The following is a 19035-nucleotide window of genomic DNA, read 5'->3' as shown; positions in this document are numbered from 1 at the left end:
GCTCCCACCGCAAGCCCACCCCCCTCCTGCATGGCCTATGCTCTTTTTTGACCTGACGTCGGCCATGGAGCCCGTCTTATGAAGCCCGGATACCTCTGCGGCGCGCTGCTGCTCATGTTGCTAAGCAACATCGCACACGCCGATGCCTGGCAGCTGGCCAAGGACGAAGACGGCATTCAGGTGTATCTGGATGATGTGGCCGGTTCGAAGTACCAGCGCTTTCGCGGCGTGACCCTGATCAAGGCCGATGTGCGCACCCTGAGTGACCTGCAAGAGAATCTGCGGGTGGCGTGCAAATGGTTATACGGCTGCGCCAGCATGCGCCTGCTGGACGTCGAAGGCGACAGTACCTGGGTGTACCTGACCACCGAACTGCCCTGGCCGGCCAGCCCGCGCGACATCGTGATCAAGGTGCAGACTGAGCGCAGCGACGATGGCGGGCTGATCCGCCACCTCAGCGCCGTTGCCGGCAAGGTTGAACGGCAACCGGGACTGATCCGCGTCCGCCAGCTCAAGGGCCTCTGGACCCTGATCCCCAAAGGTGAGCAGCTCACCGAAGTGACCTATCAACTGGAGGCCGAGCCGGCCGGGGACATTCCCTCGTGGCTGGCCAACGAGTTCGTCATCGATGCGCCCATGGTTTCACTGCGCACCTTGCGGGCGGTGGCGGAGCGTCAAGGCCTGCGCCCCGAGCAGGAAACACCCGAAGAATGACTACACCTCATGGGCTTGCAGCAGACTCGCCAACACCCCCGCCAACTCCTTGACCATCGGATCGGCGGTCGGTCGATGAACGATGACGATTTCGTAGCTGTCGATCACCGGCAGGCCGTTCTGCTCACCCAGCACCGCATGTTCGCGGGTTGCCGCGCGCGGCGGCAGCAGGCTGATGCCCATGCCATCGGCCACCGCGGCCTGGATACCACTGAGGCTCGAGCTGGTGAAGCTGATGCGCCAGCGCCGGCCCATGCTTTCGATGGCGTTGATCATGTCGTCGCGGTACAGCCCCCGCGGCGGAAAGGTCACCAGTGGAATCGGGTCGAGGTCGATCGAGGGCGTGCTGGCGCTGTCGATCCATTGCAACTCTTCCGGCCAGCAGGCCACCCCTTCGCGGCTGTTGCGCCGCTGCTTGAGCAGTACCAGGTCGAGTTCACCGTTGTCGTAGCTCTGGCTCAAGTCACGGCACAGGCCGCTGGTGACCTCCAGTTTGACCTGCTGGTACTTGCGATTGAACGCCGACAAGGCATTGGTGGTGCGCCCACCGACAAAATCCTCCGGTACCCCCAGGCGCACGGTCACGCCTACGGTGGCGCCGGCCAGGGCTTCGAGCATCTGGTCATTGAGGGCCAGCATGTGGCGGGCGTAGCCGAGTAATGTCTGGCCAGCATCCGTGGGCAATACATCGCGATTGCCACGCACCAGCAGGCGGTGGCCGACCATGTCTTCCAGGCGCCGTACTTTCTGGCTGACGGTCGACTGGGTGGAATGCAGACGTGCGGCAGCGGTGGTAAAGCTGCCGCAGTCGGCCACCACGACAATGGCCCGAAGCAGGTCCAGATCGAACAACGACCTATTCGGTTTTACACTGATGTCCATGTAAATATTTAACTTCTAAATGGTGAGCACGATTTCTATCATGCCCCCATTCACGGGACAACCCACGGAGACCAGCGGATGCGCCTGGAACACCTCAACGTTTTTTTCGCATTCCTATTGGCCATGATGACCTCAATCACCGCCAGTGCCGAAGGCGGCGTGCTGGAAAGCCAGTTGCGTGACGCCGCCGACAATGGCGACGCCGCGCGCGTACGCAGCCTGCTTGAACAAGGCGCCAACCGCGAAGCCCGCGACAAGCTGGGGCGCACGCCGCTGTTGCTGGCGACCCATCGCAACCAGGTCGAAGCGGCACGGGTGCTGATCGAGGCCGGGGCCGATGTCAACGCCAAGGACAACATCGACGACAGCCCATACCTGTATGCCGGTGCGCGTGGCTTCAACCAGATCCTGCGCCTGACCCTGGAGCACGGCGCCGACCTCAAGAGCACCAACCGCTATGGCGGTACGGCGCTGATTCCGGCGGCCGAGCGTGGTCATGTCGACAACGTGCGCACCCTGATTGACGCCGGTGTCGACGTGAATCACCTCAATCGCCTGCACTGGACGGCCTTGATGGAAGCCATCGTGCTCAGCGACGGCGGACCGCGTCATGTGGAGATTGTCGAGATGCTGGTCAAGGCCGGGGCCGATGTGAACATTGCCGACAAGGATGGTGTGACACCGTTGGCGCATGCACGCAAGCGTGGCTATACGGCGATGGTGAAGATTCTGGAGGCAGCATCGCGGGGCAAGCCCGCTCCCACCGGTGGGAGCGGGCTTGCCCCGCGATGAACTTCATACCTTATCGATCTTGGCAGGAGGCGTTGGCTCTTCGTCCTGGTTCACCGAACGACGAAAGCCCTTGATCGACTCCCCCAGATCACTGCCCAGCGTCTTGAGCCGCTTGCTGCCGAACACCAGTACCACCACAACCAGCAGTACTCCCCAGTGTTTCCAGTCGAACACACCCATGCTCCACCCTCCTTCGCTTATTCGATGTCTTCGAACGGCAGGCCCACGTAGTTCTCGGCAATGTTGACCAGGCCGGCGTGCGAGTTGAAGAAGTACTCACGGTCAGCCTGCTGCATCTTCTGATCCCAGGCGTCCTTGTGCTCGCCGAAATCGTGCAGCAGGTTGGTCATGAACCAGCTGAAGCGCTCACCTTTCCAGACCCGGCGCAAGGCCAGTTCAGAGTAGCTATCAAGCAGGTCGGTACGGCCTTCGCGATAGACCTTGACCAGGATCCGATACAGATAGCAGACATCCGAAGCCGCCAGGTTCAAGCCCTTGGCGCCGGTAGGCGGAACGATGTGGGCGGCATCGCCGACCAGGAACAGCTTGCCGTACTGCATCGGTTCGACCACGTAGCTGCGCAGCGGCGCGATGCTTTTTTCCAGTGCGGGTCCGGTGACCAGGCGTTCACCAACTTCCTCGGGCAAGCGCGCCTTGAGCTCGTTCCAGAAGCGTTCGTCCGACCAGTCATCAACGTGATCGGTCAGCGGCACTTGCAGGTAATAACGACTGCGGGTCAACGAGCGCTGGCTGCACAGCACAAAGCCGCGGTCGTGATGGGCGTAGATCAGTTCATGGTTGACTGGCGGGGTGTCGGACAACAGTCCCAGCCAGCCGAAAGGATAGACGCGCTCATAGTGAGTCAGCACGGCTTCGGGAATGCTCTTGCGCGCCACCCCGTGGAAGCCGTCGCAACCGGCGATGTAATCGCAATCGATGCGATGGGTCTGGCCGTCTTTCTCGTAGGTGACGTAGGGTTGCTCGCCTTTCATCTCGTGCGGTTGCACATTGTCGGCCGCATAGATGATCGGCGCGCCGCTGAGCGTGCGCGCATGCATCAGGTCGCGGGTGACTTCGGTCTGGCCGTAGACCATCACCGTCTTGCCACCGGTCAGCTTCTTGAGGTCGACGCGAATGCGTTTGCCGCCCACCAACAGTTCGACGCCATCGTGCACCAGGCCTTCAGCGTCCATGCGCTCGGACACACCGGCTTCGCGCAGCAGGTCGACGGTGCCTTGCTCGAGCACGCCGGCACGAATGCGCCCGAGTACGTACTCCGGGGTCTGGCGTTCGACGATCACCGTGTCGATGCCAGCCTTGTGCAGCAGTTGGCCCAGCAGAAGGCCCGAAGGGCCGGCACCGATAATGGCTACCTGAGTTCTCATTATTCTTGTCTCGCTTTGGGGCTCCAGGCTTGGGGACGCGAGCGCCTGGAAGCTATTGTTGTTGTGTGCCCCTGCATTTTTGCTGACAAAAACCGGATAAAAAGGTGATATTCCTCCTGCGAATTGCACTTTTACAAATACAGTTCGATTATCGGACAGGCCCACAATGACAAGATCCAGCCTCCCCAGAATCCCCGTGTTCAAGCTGTATGGCGAAAGCCAGGCCTGGCCGACGCCCGACCTGCTGCACTGCGAATCGATCCCCAAACGCAGCAGCCTGCACCACTGGGAGATCAAAGCGCATCGCCATGCCGACCTGTTTCAGCTGTTGTATGTGCGCCGCGGCCAGGCCGTGATCGAGCTTGAAGGGCGGCGCAACACAGTGCGCGAAGCGGCGATACAGGTGATCCCGCCGATGACCGTCCACGGCTTTCAGTTTTCCGAAGACATCGATGGCTACGTGCTGACCCTCGGCGCACCACTGGTGGCGCAACTGGAAGCGCAGCTAGGTGCACCGCTCACGGTGCTGGCCTCGACGGGCTGTTATCGGCTGGGCGCAGACCGCCGCGCCTTGCACACCCTGATCAGGGTGTTGCACCAGGAATACGAAGGCAGCGCCCCGGCACGCGAGCTGCTGCTGCATTCGCTGGTTACTTCACTGATGGTCTGGATCAGCCGCCGCAGCCAGCAGAACACCCTGTCGAGCAACCGTGACGAGCGTAACCAGCAATTGCTTGCGCGCTTTATCAAGCTGGTCGAACAGCACTACCGCGAACACCTGTCGGTCGAGTTGTTCGCGCATCGCCTGGGTGTTTCCAGCGTGCACCTGAACAACCTCTGCCGCGAACTCGCCGGACAGACCGCACTGCAGATCATTCACCAGCGCTTGCTGCTCGAAGCCCGGCGCAACCTGATCTACACCAACATGAGCATCAGCCAGCTGTCGGACAGTCTGGGCTTCAGTGACCCGACCTACTTTTCGCGCTTTTTCCGTCGTCTCTGCGGGCAGACGCCGAATGCCTTTCGCCAGGCCGGGGTGTCGTGATTGCTGTGGGAGCGGGCTTGCCCCGCGATTGCGATCTGTCAGCCACATCGCTTCGCGGGGCAAGCCCGCTCCCACCGAGGAGGGGCCAAAGCGCTCCCAACTTTTCTACAACCTGCTGAAATTTCTTAACAAACACTAACAACACAGCACGTACACAGCCGGACAAAATCAGTAAGTAATTGATATATAAAGAATATAAATCTGGCACAAAACTTGAGAGGGCCCGTGCAGGCGCTGCACGGCGCCGCACCCATAACAATAAGGTTGACCCTCTCATGTTCAAACGCGCCCCGCTGCACCTCGCCGCCAGCCTGCTGCTGGCCACCTCCACCTGGCAGGCCCAGGCCACCGAAGGCGGCATCTCCTCCTGGCCCATGGGCATCGAGCTCTATGGCATGGGTATCCTGCCGCCACCGGGCACCTACGGCCAGTTGTTCGTCGGCAACTACCTGGCCGACAGCCTGCGCGACAATAGCGGTGACAAGGCCGCCGATATCGACCTGCGTGTTACCACGCTGGTACCGCGTTTCGTCTGGGTTACGGAACAGAAAGTGTTTGGCGGCGACCTGGGCTTTCACGCCCTGCTGCCGCTCAATGACATGCGCCTGAACGTCAAGGGCGGCCCGCACGACCACAAGCGCGGCATCGGTGACGCCCATCTGGGGCCGGTGATCGGCTTTCACCCCAGTGACAAGCTGCACATCGCCACCGGCGTCGACTTCGTCCTGCCCACGGCCAGCGAGTACGACAAGGATGATCTGATCAACCTCGGCAACAACTACTACACGGTGCAAGGCGTGCTGGCGATGACCTACCTCGACCCCGCCGGACTGAATGCCGATGTGCGCCTGATGTACGACTACAACTTCGAGAACAAGGCCACCGACTATCAGTCGGGCCGCGAGCTGCACGCCGATTACACCCTCGGCTGGGGCCTGGGCAACGGTTGGGTACTGGGGGTTGGCGGGCATGCCTACCAGCAGGTCAGCGACGACAAGTGCAGCGCCGGCGATTGCGCAGCCGCCGCCCTGGTCGAGGCCAGTGACGGCAACCGCGGGCGCTCGTTCTCGATCGGCCCCGCCGTGCAATACAGCAGCAAGCAAGGCTGGATGTTCAGCGCCAAATGGCAGGACGAATCCGGCGTACGCAACCGCGCCGAGGGCCAGACTTACTGGTTCAAGTTCACCACGCCGCTTTAACCCTCAGCCATCCGGGTCAGCTGCCCTTGAGCCGGTAGCTGACCTGGGCCCGGCTCATACCGAGCATCTGTGCCGCCGCTGTCACGTTGCCGCCCGAGCGGTCCAGCGCCAGACGCACCAGGCGTCGCTCGATTTCCTCCAGCGAGGTGCCCAGCACCCGCTCCTGGCCGGCGAAGAAGGCCTGCAGGCTGGCGAGTTCCGGGGCTTCAGTTGCGCTCTGGCCTTGCTCTGTTTCAGTGTCCCTGACGGTGGCCCGAGGTGCAGCGCTATCCAGGGCCAGGCGCCCCTCGGCGGTCAGGCCGATGGCCGAGTCAATCAACGGCGCGCCGGCCTCGGCCAGGTGCACCACATCAATTACCTCACCATCGCTGGCGGCAATCACCCCGCGCTCCACCAGGTTCTGCAGCTCGCGAATATTGCCGGGGAAACGATAGGTCAACAGCGCATTGACCAGACGCATGCTGAAGCCCGCCAACTGCCGGCCGTGGCGTTGGCTGAAGCGCCGCAGGAAATAGCTCATCAGCAACGGAATGTCTTCGCGCCGCTCGCGCAGCGGGGGCAAGTGAATGGGGAAGACGTTCAAGCGATAGAACAGGTCCTCACGAAAACGCCCCGCTTCAACCTCCTTGCGCAGGTCGAGATTGGTCGCGGCAATCACCCGCACATCGACCTGGATCGACGATGTGCCGCCAACCCGCTCGATCTCGCCCTCCTGCAAGGCGCGCAGAATCTTGCTCTGGGCATGCAGGCTCAAGGTGCCGATCTCGTCGAGGAACAGCGTGCCACCATTGGCTCGCTCGAAACGCCCGGGCCTCGAACGTTCGGCACCGGTGAAGGCGCCGCGTTCGACACCGAAGAGCTCGGCCTCGACCAGGTTTTCCGGCAGGGTTGCGCAATTCAGCGCCACCATCGGTGTGTGCTGACGTCGGCTGGCCTGGTGCAGGGTATGGGCGAACAGTTCCTTGCCCACCCCGGATTCACCGGTCAACAGCACCGTGGCCTGGGTCGGCGCCACGCGCTGCAACAACTGGCTGGCGGCGACGAAGCTGGCGGAGATACCCACCAGTTGCTTGCCGTCGGCTGGCACGTCGAGCTCGGCGACCCGGGTGTCGACTGCCGAGGTATAAGTGCTGCGGCTGAGAAAGTCGCCAGGGTCCAGATAAGCCAGGTCGACATCGATGTCTTCCCACTGCTCAGCCGGTTTGCCGACGATGCGGCACGCCGGATGGCCCATGGCCCGGCACTGCAGCTCGCGAAACACCACCAGGCGCCCGAGCAGTGACGAGGCGTAGCCGCTGGCATAGCCGATCTCCATCCAGCACGCCGGCTCTCCGCCCAGGCCGTAGGCGGCGATGTGCTCATCGACCTCCAGGGAGTTGTGCCAGAGAAACTCGGAATAGAAGTGGCCGATGCCCGAATCGATTTCAAAGCGCACGACTTCGACATTAACCATGCCTTCGAGCATGTGCAGGCGCGGGCCGGCACTGTAGAGGCTGGCGTGATCGCCTTCGGGCCACTGCTCGCTGACCTGGGCGGCATCGCGCGCCCCCGCCTGCCAGCCAATACGGGTGAGCAGGCCGCGGGCCTTGTCCAGGCCCAGGGCCTCGATCAGTTCACGGCGAATGGCGCCGAAGGCCGAGCCTTGCAGCAGCATCATGCGCTGGCCACACAGCCAGATACTGCCGTCCTGCGGCGCGAACGCCACAGACTGCGCCAGCTGTTCGGCCGAAGGCAGGCCACTGGCGCCGAACTGGTTGGTGCGGTCGACGATCAGGCTTTTGTGGCGGCCCAGTACCTGTCGGAAAAACGCTTCATCGACGGTACGGCCAGGCTTGCCAGGTGTTGTAGTAGTCATAGGCAATACCAAAGGCAGAAGGTAAGGCTTGCAGTATGCCCCCCACTTCGTCCCGGTCAATCAGCCAACAGGCCAAGGGTAACGTCCAGGCGCGCAAATGACCGATTACCGCCCGGATTTTTCCTTGGCGGCACGCGCGTCGAGCTTTCTGCATTCGGCGACTTCTCTGCATAAATTTTCGCACCTGCTGCTGCCAGCGCTTTCCAAGCCCTCACACACAAACATAATAACTATTTGTTTTATATGGATTTTTATCCATTAAAACGACATGGCACGATAGTAGCTATGGGCTGTTCATCGAAACCTTTTCGACACAATAAGAGAGAAACCGATGACCCCTACCCGCCCTGCCTACCAGAACCTTCACCTGCAGCCGCTGGCCGGACACTGGCGTGCTGGCAGCGCCGAGCGCGCGCTGACGGTAGTCGACCCGTTCAACCAGCAGACCCTGCTGCAGATTCCCATGGCCAACCGCGACGACCTCGATGCGGCGTACCGCAGCGCCCGCCAGGTCCAGCCTGACTGGGCCGCACAGTCCCCCGCCGCGCGCAGCCAGGTGATGCTCCAGGCCGTGCGCATCTTCGATGAGCGTCGTGAGGAAATCATCGACTGGATCATCCGCGAGTCCGGCAGCACCCGGATCAAGGCCCAGATCGAATGGGGCGCCGCCCGCGCCATTACCCTGGAGTCGGCAAGCCTGCCCAGCCGCGTCCACGGGCGCATTGTCAGCTCCAACATTCCCGGCAAGGAAAGCCGGGTGTACCGCAAACCACTGGGGGTGATCGGAGTGATCAGCCCGTGGAACTTCCCCCTGCACCTGACCGCCCGTTCCCTGGCACCGGCCTTGGCCCTGGGCAATACCGTGGTGGTCAAGCCGGCCAGCGACACCCCGGTCAGCGGCGGCCTGCTGCTGGCGCGCATCTTCGAAGAAGCCGGCTTGCCAGCCGGGGCGCTGAGCGTGGTGGTGGGTGCCGGTGCCGAGATCGGTGACGCCTTTGTCGAGCACCCGGTGCCCGCGTTCATCTCGTTTACCGGCTCGACCCAGGTCGGGCGCAACATCGGCCGTATCGCCAGCGGTGGCGAGCACCTCAAGCACCTGGCACTGGAACTGGGTGGCAACAGCCCGTTCGTGGTCCTCGCCGATGCCGACCTGGAACAGGCCGTCCACGCTGCGGTGGTGGGCAAGTTCCTGCACCAGGGCCAGATCTGCATGGCGGTCAACCGCATCATCGTCGAGCAGCCACTGCTCGAGGCGTTCACCCAACGCTTTGTCGAGCGGGTCAAGGCCCTGCCCTGCGGCGACCCGAACCTGCCCGGCACGGTGATCGGCCCGGTGATCAACGCCCGGCAGCTGGAAGGCCTGCAAGACAAGATTGCCACCGCCCAGGCCGAAGGTGCCCGGCTGCTGCTCGGTGGCCAGGCCCAGGGCAATGTGCTGCCGCCGCATGTGTTCGGCAACGTCAGTGCCGAGATGAACATCGCCCACGACGAGATCTTCGGCCCGCTGGTGGGTATCCAGGCTGCACGCGATGCCGAACATGCCCTGGAGCTGGCCAACCGCAGCGAATACGGGCTGTCCAGCGCGGTGTTCAGCGCCAGCCTGGAACGTGCGGTGCAGTTCGCCCAACGCCTGCACGCCGGCATGAGCCACATCAACGACATCCCGGTCAACGACGAGCCCAACGCCCCCTTCGGCGGCGAGAAAAACTCCGGGCTGGGGCGTTTCAACGGTGACTGGGCGATCGAAGAGTTCACCACCGACCACTGGATCACCGTGCAGCACCAGCCGCGCCAATACCCGTTCTGATTGCCTGACCTACCCCCATAACAATAAGGAGTCCGCAATGTCCCTACTGCCCAACCGCCAGGCTGTGCGACGGACCGTCACCACCTGCCTTGCCCTGCCCTTGATCCTGCTCGCCGGCACTGCCTCCGCCGATGGCGACGGGGTGTGGAAAGGCGGCGAGAATGTTTATGCGAAAGTCTGCGGCCACTGCCATGAAGGCCAGGTCGGCCCGCAGCTCAAAGGCCGGCAGCTGCCCGCAGCCTACATCAGCGCCATCGTGCGCAACGGGTTTCGTGCCATGCCTGCCTTCCCCGCTTCGTTCATCGACGACAACGCCCTGCAACAGGTCGGCGACTACCTCTCCAAATCCCCCGCGCCAGCGGCCAAGCCTTGAGGGTGCTGTGATGATGAATGTCGAACGTCGTTCGCTGCTCAAGGGCATGGCCATTGGCGGCCTGGCCGGTGTTGCCCTGAGCAGTTCCAGCCTGAGCCTGGCCAACAGCGTGCTGGGCCGTCCTGCTCACGCCCAGGCCGCGAGCCTGGCGCTGGTCAGTGCCGAGGTCGCCCGCTCGGCCTTTGTCCAGGGCCTGCAGGCAAGCCCGGCCGCCCCGCAGCTGCAGGTGATACCCGCAGGCCTGGAGCTGGCGCTCATGCTTGAGCTGCAGCAGCACCTTGCCAGCGGCCAAGCGCAGCGCCTGATCGGCCTGCTCGACGATGCCAGCGCCACGTTGATCGTCGACCTGGCGCGTAGCGCAGGCGCACGCGTGCAGTGGCTGGGCCAGCACAGCACCCATGCCGGGCAATCACGCCACCGCCTGCTCAGCGCCCAGGCCGCCCACGGTTGCGCCTTGCAGCTGGGCCAGCAACTGCACGCCTGCGGCCAGGGTTTCAGCCTGCACGAGCAGCGCCTGCACAGCCCGGCGCCGACCTTGCAACTGGCCAGCACCAAGCGCGGCGTGGCCGGCGACCAATGGGCGGCCACCCTCGGTTATGCCCTGGCCGTACTCGGCAGCACCGACACCGGCCAGGCGCCGCTGCTTGCCAGCCGCCCCTCGGCACTGACCGGCACCTATGTGTCGTTCTCGATCGCAGTCTGAAGGATTCCCACATGAGCCAAGCAACCGCCAATACCCTGCTGCCCCGCGGCGTCGATGCCGCCCGTTTCGAGCAAGCCCTGGCGCAGTTCCGCGCCCTGCTGGGCGACGACAACGTCCTGGTCAAGGACGATCAGCTGATCCCCTACAACAAGATCATGATGGCCGTGGACAACGCCGAACACGCGCCCGCCGCTGCCGTCACCGCCACCACGGTGGAACAGGTGCAGGGCGTGGTGAAGATCTGCAACCAGTTCAAGATTCCGGTCTGGACCATCTCCACCGGCCGTAACTTCGGTTATGGCTCGGCGGCTCCCGGCCAGCGCGGCCAGGTGATCCTCGACCTGAAGAAAATGAACAAGATCCTTCACGTCGACCCTGAGCTGTGTACCGCCCTGGTCGAACCCGGGGTGACCTACCAGCAGCTCTACGACTACATCCAGGAGCACAAGCTGCCGCTGATGCTGTCGTTTTCCGCGCCTTCGGCAATTGCCGGGCCGTTGGGCAACACCATGGACCGCGGCGTCGGCTACACCCCCTATGGCGAACACTTCCTGATGCAATGCGGCATGGAAGTGGTACTGGCCAATGGCGACGTCTATCGCACCGGCATGGGCGGGGTCAAAGGCGACAACGCCTGGCAGGTGTTCAAGTGGGGTTACGGCCCTACCCTCGATGGCATGTTCACCCAGGCCAACTACGGCATCTGCACCAAGATGGGTTTCTGGCTGATGCCCAAGCCACCAGTGTTCAAGCCGTTTGAAATCAAGTTCGAGAATGAATCGGACATCGCCGAGATCGTCGAATTCATCCGCCCGTTGCGCATCGCCCAGGTCATCCCCAACTCGGTAGTGATCGCTGGCGTGCTGTGGGAAGCCTCGACCTGCAACACCCGGCGCAGCGACTACACCACCGAGCCCGGCGCCACTTCCGACGCCATTCTCAAGCAGATCCAGAAAGACAAGAACCTCGGCGCCTGGAACGTCTACGCCGCCCTCTACGGCACCCAGGAACAGGTCGATGTGAACTGGAAGATCGTCACCGGCGCCCTCAAGCAACTGGGCAAGGGCCGTATCGTCACCGAGGACGAGGCCGGCGACACACAGCCGTTCAAGTACCGCGCGCAGCTGATGTCCGGGGTGCCCAACCTGCAGGAGTTCGGCCTGTACAACTGGCGTGGCGGTGGCGGCTCGATGTGGTTCGCGCCGGTCAGTCAGGCACGCGGCAGCGAGTGCGACAAACAGCAGGCACTGGCGAAAAAGATCCTCAACAAACACGGCCTGGACTATGTCGGTGAATTCATCGTCGGCTGGCGCGACATGCACCATGTCATCGACGTGCTGTACGACCGCACCAACCCCGAGGAAACCCAGCGCGCCAACGCCTGCTTCGCCGAACTGCTGGATGTCTTCGAACAGCACGGTTACGCCGTTTACCGGGTCAATACCGCGTTCCAGGAACGTGTTGCGCAAAGCTACGGGCCGGTCAAACGCAAACTCGAGCACGCGCTCAAACGCGCCCTCGACCCGAACAACATCCTCGCCCCGGGCAAGTCCGGCATCGACCTGAACAATCCGTTCTAAACCATCGAGCAAGCCCCCGCCAGGACGCACCTGGCGGGCCGCTTTGGTTTACCGGCAACTGCGACGCTGTTGGCAACATCTATAATCACGGCTCAATTTCCAGTGGAAAGCCTTGATGCCGCAACCCCGACGATTTCTGCCTTTGGCTTGCGCACACCCGCGACGCACGGTGATCCTGTGTTTTCTCGCCGCTTTCGCCATCAGCCTGGTACTCGCCGGTCGTCAGTATTACCAGCTGCTGCAACGCGAACTGCAAGAGCGCGAGCACAATCTGCACCTGCAGGCGCTGGCCATCGAGGCCGTGGTGAGCAACGGCAAGAGCCAGCTGCAGTTCATGCGCAATATCGCCGAACGGCTGCTGATCGAAGCCCACATTCAACCCGCCATGCGCCGTAACGAGGCCATTGCCGCAGCGATGCGCAACAGCCAGCAGCCGCTCTGGGAGCTGCCAGTGCCAAAGTCCGATGCACCGGTTCGGGCCATAGGCGATGCCCAGCTAGCGAACATTCCGGGCTTGAGCCGCGAGCCCCAGCAATTGATAGAAGACCTGCACCTGGCACACGCGATGAGCCAGGTGTTGCCCGCGCAGTTTCGAGGTGAGAGCAATCTGTCACGCATCCTGTTCCTGACCACCTCCGGCATCGTCATCGCCTACCCGGCAGTCAGGGACGAGCAGCTGGAGCCGATCCTGCGCAAATTCACCAGCTCGCTTTTGATGCACTTGAACCGCGCCAATGCCGAAGACCTCGACATCGCCTTCTATCCGCCGCCCGGCAGCAATCTGGGCAGCATGCCGCACGTACTGCTGAGCACCCCGGTGTACCTCAATGCGGTGATGCGCGGTGCGCTGATCTACGACGTGCCGCAGACCAAGCTGCAGAACTACCTCTACCAGACCACCGCAAGCGATGAGCAGCATGCGCTGATCGATGACGAGGGCAGCCTGGTCGCCTCCAGTGAGCAGATGTTCAAATCGCTGCCGGGCAACTGGCTGCGCAGCTTGCCGGCCTCGAGCATACGCCTGTCGATCCCGATGCTGTTCCAGCGTGACCACGGCACGCTGAAACTTGACGATGGTTACCTGCAATTCCGTGAGCTGCAAAGCATCGACCTGATGCTGACCAATTACATCAGCGCCGCCGACCTGCGGGCGGCGGTCCACGCGCAGATCGATATTCTGTTCCTTGGCGTCTGGGCATTGCTGGGCTTGTTGATGGCCCTGACCCTGTACATCGTCGATCGCCTGTTCAAAGGCCAGTTGCGCCTGAACCGGCAACTGCGCGAGATGGGCCTGGTCGACGGTCTGACCCAACTGGCCAACCGCCGACGCCTGCAATCGGACTTCGGCGGCTTGCTCCAGCGCCTGCGCGAGAATCAGCCGCTGGCCTTGTGGATGCTCGACATCGACCGCTTCAAACACATCAACGACAACTGGGGCCACAGCGCCGGTGATGAGGTGATCAAACACCTGGCCACCCTGTGCCGGGCGCTGGTGCGGCCGCAGGATCTGGTGGTGCGTTATGGCGGTGAAGAGTTCTGCGTGCTGCTGCCTGATACTTCACTGGCCCAGGCCACCCAGATGGCCGAACAGCTGCGCGCCGCCAGCGTGCAGTCGGTGTGCGTACCCGAAGCCGGCACCCTGCTGGCCGGCGCACCGTCGCTGGAAATTCGCCTGACCGTATCGATCGGCGTGGCGGAACTGCGCGTCGATGGCTGCCAGGGCCTGGAAGACCTGGTGGCCACTGCTGACCGGCGCTTGTATGCAGCGAAAAAGGCTGGCCGCAATCAGGTGGTCAGTAGCGATTGAACCGGTGGGAGCGGGCTTGCCCCGCGATTGCGGTGTGTCAGTCATATCGCATCGCGGGGCAAGCCCGCTCCCACAGACAGTAATGTCCTACAGACACCAATCCTGCTTGTCGGCAAAGAACGCCCGCGCATTGTCCTCAAGGCTTTCCAGGTGATAACCGCCTTCCTGGACAATCAGGCACGGCACACCCAGGCTGCGGATACGTTCACCCAAGGCAGCAAAACCTTCGCGAGTGACCGCCACCTTGCTCTGCGGGTCGAGTTCGTAGATGTCAAAGCCCAACGACAACACCAGCACCTCGGCAGCAAAGTCCTTCACCGCTGCCAGGGCGACCTCCAGCTGGCCGAGGAAGTCCGCCTCGCTGGCGCCATGGGCCATCGGCAGGTTGAGGTTGTAGCCCTGCCCCGCACCGCTGCCGCACTCGTCGGCAAAACCGGCGACCGCCGGGTAGAAGTTGGTCGGGTCACCGTGCACCGAGACGTACAACACATCGTCACGCTCGTAGAAGATCTCCTGGATGCCCTGGCCGTGGTGCATGTCGGTGTCGAGCACCGCCACGCGGCTGAAGCGCTCGCGCAACACCTGGGCGGCAATCGCGGCATTGTTCAAGTAGCAGAAGCCACCCGCCGCTTCGGCGCGGGCGTGGTGCCCCGGTGGACGGCACAAGGCGTAAGCCGCAGGCTCGCCGTCGAGTAACGCTCTGGCCCCGGCCACTGCGCTTTGCGCCGACCAGTAGGCCGAACGCCAGGTCAGCTCACCCACCGGGCAACTGCCGTCCGCCAGGTAACAGGCCGCCTGGGCGAGAATGCCGCGCATGGCATTGGACTCACGCACGAAGATGTTCGACATCACCTCATCGCCCCAGTCTTCGGGGATGTCCTGCCAGCGCGGGTGAGCTTCCTGGAGAAAGTTCACATAGCCCTCACCGTGAACCGCCAGCAACGGTTGCAAGCCGGCATCGTCCGGCTGTGCGATGTCGAAACCGAGATTCTGCGCCGCCTGCAACAGATTGCGGGCACGTTCGGGCACTTCCTGCGGCGTGCGCAGCTGCCCACGGGAGTAGTAACTGCGCGGATGGTGCAGAAGCTGTTCGGGGTGAAAGTAGCAACGCATGAGCTTCTCCTTATTCGGCCCAGCCAGCACGGGCCAGCACGGCATTGAGCAACACATCGGCGCCCCGGCGCACATCCTCGGGCAGTACGTCTTCCGCCTCGTTGTGGCTCAGGCCGCCGACACAGGGAATGAATACCATAGCGGTCGGACAATAGCGCGCCAGCAGGATCGCATCGTGACCGGCGCCGCTGACAATCGACTGCTGGGCATAGCCCAGACCGTCCACGGCAGCCTGCACGGCGGCCACGCAGTCAGCGTCAAACGGCGTTGCCGGGCTGACCCAGTGGCGGCTGATGCTGACTTTCAGGCCACGTTGCGCGGCGATGGCTTGCAGGCGTTTACCGACCTGTTGCTCCATGTCGTCAATCGCGCTGTCGAGGTGATGACGCAGGTCGACGGTGAACTGCACCAATCCCGGAATGGTGTTGCGCGAGGACTTGCTGATGCTCAGCTCGCCGACCGTGGTCAGGCCTTGCGGGGCGAAGTCGCAGGCCAGCTGTTCAATCGCCTGGATCATCGGCGCGGCGGCATAGAGGGCATCCTTGCGCAACGGCATCGGCGTGGTACCGGCGTGTGCGGCCATGCCTTCGACCCGCACGTCGAGCCAGCGAATGGCCTGACCGCCACTGACCACACCGATGCTCTTGGCGTTGTCCTCAAGGATCGGGCCCTGTTCGATATGCGCTTCGAAATAGGCATCCACCGCGCCGCCCAACGGGCGTTTACCGGCAAACCCGCTGCGCTGCAGCGCCTCGGCGACGCTAACACCCTCGGCATCGCGCACCGCCAGGGCATCCTCAAGCGGCATGCTGCCGGTGAACACCGCCGAGCCGAACATGGCTGGGGTAAAACGTGCGCCCTCTTCGTTGGTCCACACTGCCACTTCCAGCGGCTTGCGGGTCTGGATTTTCAGGTCATTGAGACAGCGCACCACCTCAAGCCCGGCCAGCACGCCATACACACCATCGAAACGCCCGCCTTCCGGCTGGGTATCGAGATGGCTGCCAATCATCACCGGGGCCGCCTCGGGGTCGGTGCCGGGACGACGGGCAAACAGGTTGCCGATCGGGTCAACGCTCAGGGCCATGCCCGCTTCGCGGCACCAGTGGGCGAACAGTTCGCGGCCGGCCTTGTCTTCTTCGCTCAGGGCCAGACGGCAACTGCCACCACGGGTTGTCGCACCGATTTCAGCCATGGCCATCAGGCTCGCCCACAGGCGTTCGCCGTTGCTTTTCAACATCGCAACCACTCCAGTATTCGTTAACAAATCAGGCCATTTCCAGACGATGGGCAGCGGCATGGCGGCGTGCCAGGGCCAGTACGCAGAGCAGCGAGATCGCCGCAATCACGCTGTAGAACAACGCCATCGGCCACCACTGACCCACAAATTCATGCGCAAGCCAGGTGCCCACCAGCGGCGTCAGGCCACCGGCGATTGCGCCGCACACCTGGTAGGCCATGGAAATCGCCGTGTAGCGCACGCGGGTGTCGAACATGCCGCTGACGTAACCGGCGATCACCGCGTAGAACGACGCCATGCACACCACTGCCAGGGCGATACCGACAATGATCAGCGGCGCCTGGCCGGAGCTGACCAGCACGAACATCGGGTACGGCGAGGCCATGGCCAACAGCGACACCAGGCAAAGGAAACGCGTGGCGCCGATCTTCTCGGCGACCCAGGCGGCGATGGGCTGGATGCAGAACTGGATGATCGCCACCACGAACAGGCATTCGAGGATCAGCGAGCGCGGCAGCGCCAGTTGCTGGGTGCTGTAGGCGATCATGAAGGTGTTGGTGAAATACACCCCGGCGATGCCCAGGGTATTGGCACCAATGCACAACAGCAGCGGGCGCCAGGCCGTGCGCAGCACCTCCATCACCGGCGCCTGCTCCTTGCGCTTGGCCTTGCTGGCCTGCTCGCGGCTGGCGAGAAATTCCGGCGACTCGTTGACCCCTAGGCGAATCGCCAGGCCGACCAGCAGCAACAGGGCACTGGCCAGGAACGGCAGGCGCCAGCCCCAGCTCATCAGGTCTTCTTCCGGCAAACGGGTGACGGCGCTGAAGGCCAGCAGCGACAGGATCAAACCGGCCGGGCTGCCCAGTTGGGCAAACGAGGCAAAGAAGTTGCGCCGCCCCTTGGGCGCATGCTCGCCAGCCATCAGTACCGCGCCACCCCACTCCCCGCCGACGGCAATGCCCTGGACGATGCGCAGCAGAATCAGCAACACCGGCGCCATGGCGCCGATCTGCGCATAGGTGGGCAACAAGCCGATGCACACCGTCACCACCCCCATCATCACCAGCGTGATCACCAGCGATTTCTTGCGCCCGATACGGTCGCCAATATGGCCAAAGACAATGCCGCCCAGCGGCCGGGCGAAAAAGCCCACGGCAAAGGTGCCGAAGGCGGCCATGGTGCTGAACAGCTTGTCGTCTGAGGGAAAGAACAAGGCCCCGAACACCAGTGCCGCAGCCGTGGCGTAGATGTAAAAGTCGTACCACTCGATCATCGTGCCGATAAAGGCGGCGGCCGCAGCCCGGCGTGGCTGGGGCGAAGCGGAAGGCTTCATGGATCAGGCTCCTTTGATTATTTTTCTGGCAGGAGGGAACGGTACGTTCGCGGCGCTCTGGTGTCGCCTGGGTGACAACGATTTTTCGCCCCGGGGCTATGATTAGTCAATTTTCTATTTATTATTCGGATTATTAGCCACTCTTATATTGTTACCAGAGGGCCCTGCCATGCCTGATCGCCTGCTCAACGACCGCCTGGACTGGAACCTGCTGCGCACCTTCCGGGTGATCGGCCAGGAGCTCAGCATCAGCCGCGCCGCCGCGCGCCTGCACCTGACCCAGCCAGCGGTGAGCCAGGCCCTCAAGCGTCTGGAAGAACAGCTCGGGCGCCAGCTCATCGCCCGCCGCGGCCCGCGCTTTGCCCTCACCGAGGTGGGCGAACAGATCTTCCACCTGGCCGGTGAAATCTACGGGCAGATGTCCCAGGTCAGCAGCGTGCTCGAGCAACCGGCCGACGAGGTGATTGGCAAGGTGCGCCTGCTGATGATCAGCCGCATCGTCTGCGAGCGCTTCGACAGCTTCCTCGCTGACTTTCATCGCCAGCACCCGCGGGTCGACCTGGAAATCGACGTGATGCGCAGTTCCGACATCGTCAGCGCCCTGCAGGAAAAGACCGCGACCCTGGGCCTGAGCCTCAACCGCCGGCCGCAGCCACGCCTGGAGCAGCGCCTGTTCCTGAGCCAGCGTTATGGGTTTTTCTGTGGCAAGCACCATGGGCTCTACGGCAAAAAAGACGTTGCCGAGGGCGACCTGCAACGTGAGAACTTCGTCAGCTTCGCCAGCGACCAGATCGGCGGCATGCTCTCGCCGTTGACCATCTTTCGCGATCAGCAAGGCTTCAGCGGGCGCATCGTCGCCTCGTCACCGAGCCTGGAGGAAGTACGGCGCTTGGTGATTGCCGGGTTTGGTGTCGGCTGTCTGCCGGCGCATGTGGTGGCTGCAGATGTTGAAGCGGGGTTGCTCTGGCCGTTACCGCCGCTTGAGGGGATCGCCGATGTCGATATTCATCTGCTGTGGAACCGGGAACAGCGCATGAGCCGGGCGGAGTCGGTGTTCCTTGAGGCGCTGCAAGCGACCCTGTTGGTAGGAGCGGGCTTGCCCCGCGATTGCGGTGTGTCAGCTAAGTAGCATCGCGGGGCAAGCCCGCTCCCACCGTCATCGATAAAAGTCGACAATCGTGTCTATTTTTATAGACACCCGATTTAA

Annotated in this window: 17 protein-coding genes; 10 read left to right on the top strand and 7 right to left on the bottom strand. The window is 63.0% G+C overall.

All coding sequences use genetic code 11. The features are described from left to right. The first annotated feature begins 78 nt into the window (after positions 1-78). Positions 79-714: an START domain-containing protein gene (locus PSAKL28_RS10375; RefSeq protein WP_038609774.1), complete on the top strand. Its 636-nt coding sequence runs from the start codon at positions 79-81 to the stop codon at positions 712-714. On the opposite strand, the gene PSAKL28_RS10370 is transcribed toward PSAKL28_RS10375, so the two are convergent. After that, complete coding sequence (locus PSAKL28_RS10370; protein WP_038609771.1) at positions 715-1596, bottom strand: LysR substrate-binding domain-containing protein; 882 nt, start codon at positions 1594-1596, stop codon at positions 715-717. It abuts the gene before it with no gap. 78 nt (positions 1597-1674) lie between these two features. Here PSAKL28_RS10370 and PSAKL28_RS10365 point away from each other — a divergent pair, with 78 nt between their 5' ends. Continuing rightward, positions 1675-2388 (top strand): ankyrin repeat domain-containing protein, encoded by a 714-nt coding sequence (locus PSAKL28_RS10365; RefSeq protein ID WP_051939268.1) that lies wholly within the window; start codon positions 1675-1677, stop codon positions 2386-2388. Positions 2389-2391: 3 nt separating this feature from the next. On the opposite strand, the gene tatA is transcribed toward PSAKL28_RS10365, so the two are convergent. Both tatA and pobA read right to left on the bottom strand, forming a co-directional pair. Continuing rightward, positions 2392-2568, bottom strand: a complete 177-nt coding sequence (gene tatA, locus PSAKL28_RS10360) for a twin-arginine translocase TatA/TatE family subunit (protein ID WP_038609769.1) — start codon at positions 2566-2568, stop codon at positions 2392-2394. Between the two features lie 17 nt (positions 2569-2585). Continuing rightward, positions 2586-3773 carry a 4-hydroxybenzoate 3-monooxygenase gene (pobA, locus tag PSAKL28_RS10355; RefSeq protein ID WP_038609766.1) on the bottom strand — a complete coding sequence of 396 codons (1188 nt, stop codon included), beginning with the start codon at positions 3771-3773 and terminating at the stop codon, positions 2586-2588. A gap of 166 nt (positions 3774-3939) precedes the next feature. On the opposite strand from pobA, the gene PSAKL28_RS10350 reads away from it, so the two are divergent. Together PSAKL28_RS10350 and PSAKL28_RS10345 are read left to right on the top strand one after the other, a co-directional pair. After that, positions 3940-4818 (top strand): helix-turn-helix domain-containing protein, encoded by an 879-nt coding sequence (locus PSAKL28_RS10350; RefSeq protein ID WP_038609764.1) that lies wholly within the window; start codon positions 3940-3942, stop codon positions 4816-4818. Between the two features lie 275 nt (positions 4819-5093). Further along, positions 5094-6017, top strand: a complete 924-nt coding sequence (locus PSAKL28_RS10345; protein ID WP_051939265.1) for a SphA family protein — start codon at positions 5094-5096, stop codon at positions 6015-6017. Positions 6018-6033: 16 nt separating this feature from the next. On the opposite strand, the gene PSAKL28_RS10340 is transcribed toward PSAKL28_RS10345, so the two are convergent. Then, positions 6034-7872 carry a sigma-54-dependent Fis family transcriptional regulator gene (locus PSAKL28_RS10340; protein ID WP_038609762.1) on the bottom strand — a complete coding sequence of 613 codons (1839 nt, stop codon included), beginning with the start codon at positions 7870-7872 and terminating at the stop codon, positions 6034-6036. Between the two features lie 331 nt (positions 7873-8203). Between PSAKL28_RS10340 and PSAKL28_RS10335 the strand changes: the two genes are divergently transcribed. The 5 genes from PSAKL28_RS10335 (at position 8204) to PSAKL28_RS10315 (ending at position 14142) form a co-directional block, all read left to right on the top strand. Further along, positions 8204-9679: an aldehyde dehydrogenase family protein gene (locus PSAKL28_RS10335; protein WP_038609760.1), complete on the top strand. Its 1476-nt coding sequence runs from the start codon at positions 8204-8206 to the stop codon at positions 9677-9679. Between the two features lie 37 nt (positions 9680-9716). After that, complete coding sequence (locus PSAKL28_RS10330) at positions 9717-10052, top strand: c-type cytochrome (protein WP_038609757.1); 336 nt, start codon at positions 9717-9719, stop codon at positions 10050-10052. 13 nt (positions 10053-10065) lie between these two features. Then, positions 10066-10755 (top strand): hypothetical protein, encoded by a 690-nt coding sequence (locus tag PSAKL28_RS10325; RefSeq protein ID WP_038616450.1) that lies wholly within the window; start codon positions 10066-10068, stop codon positions 10753-10755. A gap of 11 nt (positions 10756-10766) precedes the next feature. After that, positions 10767-12335, top strand: coding sequence for an FAD-binding oxidoreductase (locus PSAKL28_RS10320; RefSeq protein WP_038609753.1), 1569 nt, complete (start codon positions 10767-10769; stop codon positions 12333-12335). Positions 12336-12450: 115 nt separating this feature from the next. Then, on the top strand, positions 12451-14142 hold the full coding sequence (locus PSAKL28_RS10315; protein ID WP_038609750.1) for a diguanylate cyclase: 1692 nt from the start codon (positions 12451-12453) through the stop codon (positions 14140-14142). A gap of 87 nt (positions 14143-14229) precedes the next feature. Here PSAKL28_RS10315 and PSAKL28_RS10310 read toward each other — a convergent pair whose 3' ends face one another. Genes PSAKL28_RS10310 through PSAKL28_RS10300 form a run of 3 tightly spaced genes read right to left on the bottom strand, consistent with a single transcriptional unit; the run spans position 14230 to position 17828 of the window. Beyond that, on the bottom strand, positions 14230-15255 hold the full coding sequence (locus PSAKL28_RS10310) for a histone deacetylase family protein (protein WP_038609745.1): 1026 nt from the start codon (positions 15253-15255) through the stop codon (positions 14230-14232). 10 nt (positions 15256-15265) lie between these two features. After that, positions 15266-16495 carry a Zn-dependent hydrolase gene (locus PSAKL28_RS10305; protein WP_038609742.1) on the bottom strand — a complete coding sequence of 410 codons (1230 nt, stop codon included), beginning with the start codon at positions 16493-16495 and terminating at the stop codon, positions 15266-15268. Positions 16496-16523: 28 nt separating this feature from the next. Beyond that, on the bottom strand, positions 16524-17828 hold the full coding sequence (locus tag PSAKL28_RS10300) for an MFS transporter (protein ID WP_038609740.1): 1305 nt from the start codon (positions 17826-17828) through the stop codon (positions 16524-16526). 169 nt (positions 17829-17997) lie between these two features. Here PSAKL28_RS10300 and PSAKL28_RS10295 point away from each other — a divergent pair, with 169 nt between their 5' ends. After that, entirely contained in the window at positions 17998-18957 is a 960-nt protein-coding gene (locus tag PSAKL28_RS10295; RefSeq protein ID WP_051939263.1) for a LysR family transcriptional regulator, read from the top strand. Positions 18958-19035 lie beyond the last annotated feature (78 nt).

This window comes from Pseudomonas alkylphenolica (assembly GCF_000746525.1).
Lineage (GTDB): Bacteria > Pseudomonadota > Gammaproteobacteria > Pseudomonadales > Pseudomonadaceae > Aquipseudomonas > Aquipseudomonas alkylphenolica.
Note: the sequence above shows the minus strand (reverse complement) of the source record. Positions and strands in the feature narration are given on the sequence as shown.

Coding starts and splice junctions, on each gene's coding strand:
- PSAKL28_RS10375 (WP_038609774.1), top strand. CDS start 79: ATGAAGCCCGGATACCTCTGCGGCGCGCTGCTGCTCATGTTGCTAAGC.
- PSAKL28_RS10370 (WP_038609771.1), bottom strand. CDS start 1,596: ATGGACATCAGTGTAAAACCGAATAGGTCGTTGTTCGATCTGGACCTG.
- PSAKL28_RS10365 (WP_051939268.1), top strand. CDS start 1,675: ATGCGCCTGGAACACCTCAACGTTTTTTTCGCATTCCTATTGGCCATG.
- tatA (WP_038609769.1), bottom strand. CDS start 2,568: ATGGGTGTGTTCGACTGGAAACACTGGGGAGTACTGCTGGTTGTGGTG.
- pobA (WP_038609766.1), bottom strand. CDS start 3,773: ATGAGAACTCAGGTAGCCATTATCGGTGCCGGCCCTTCGGGCCTTCTG.
- PSAKL28_RS10350 (WP_038609764.1), top strand. CDS start 3,940: ATGACAAGATCCAGCCTCCCCAGAATCCCCGTGTTCAAGCTGTATGGC.
- PSAKL28_RS10345 (WP_051939265.1), top strand. CDS start 5,094: ATGTTCAAACGCGCCCCGCTGCACCTCGCCGCCAGCCTGCTGCTGGCC.
- PSAKL28_RS10340 (WP_038609762.1), bottom strand. CDS start 7,872: ATGACTACTACAACACCTGGCAAGCCTGGCCGTACCGTCGATGAAGCG.
- PSAKL28_RS10335 (WP_038609760.1), top strand. CDS start 8,204: ATGACCCCTACCCGCCCTGCCTACCAGAACCTTCACCTGCAGCCGCTG.
- PSAKL28_RS10330 (WP_038609757.1), top strand. CDS start 9,717: ATGTCCCTACTGCCCAACCGCCAGGCTGTGCGACGGACCGTCACCACC.
- PSAKL28_RS10325 (WP_038616450.1), top strand. CDS start 10,066: ATGAATGTCGAACGTCGTTCGCTGCTCAAGGGCATGGCCATTGGCGGC.
- PSAKL28_RS10320 (WP_038609753.1), top strand. CDS start 10,767: ATGAGCCAAGCAACCGCCAATACCCTGCTGCCCCGCGGCGTCGATGCC.
- PSAKL28_RS10315 (WP_038609750.1), top strand. CDS start 12,451: ATGCCGCAACCCCGACGATTTCTGCCTTTGGCTTGCGCACACCCGCGA.
- PSAKL28_RS10310 (WP_038609745.1), bottom strand. CDS start 15,255: ATGCGTTGCTACTTTCACCCCGAACAGCTTCTGCACCATCCGCGCAGT.
- PSAKL28_RS10305 (WP_038609742.1), bottom strand. CDS start 16,495: ATGTTGAAAAGCAACGGCGAACGCCTGTGGGCGAGCCTGATGGCCATG.
- PSAKL28_RS10300 (WP_038609740.1), bottom strand. CDS start 17,828: ATGAAGCCTTCCGCTTCGCCCCAGCCACGCCGGGCTGCGGCCGCCGCC.
- PSAKL28_RS10295 (WP_051939263.1), top strand. CDS start 17,998: ATGCCTGATCGCCTGCTCAACGACCGCCTGGACTGGAACCTGCTGCGC.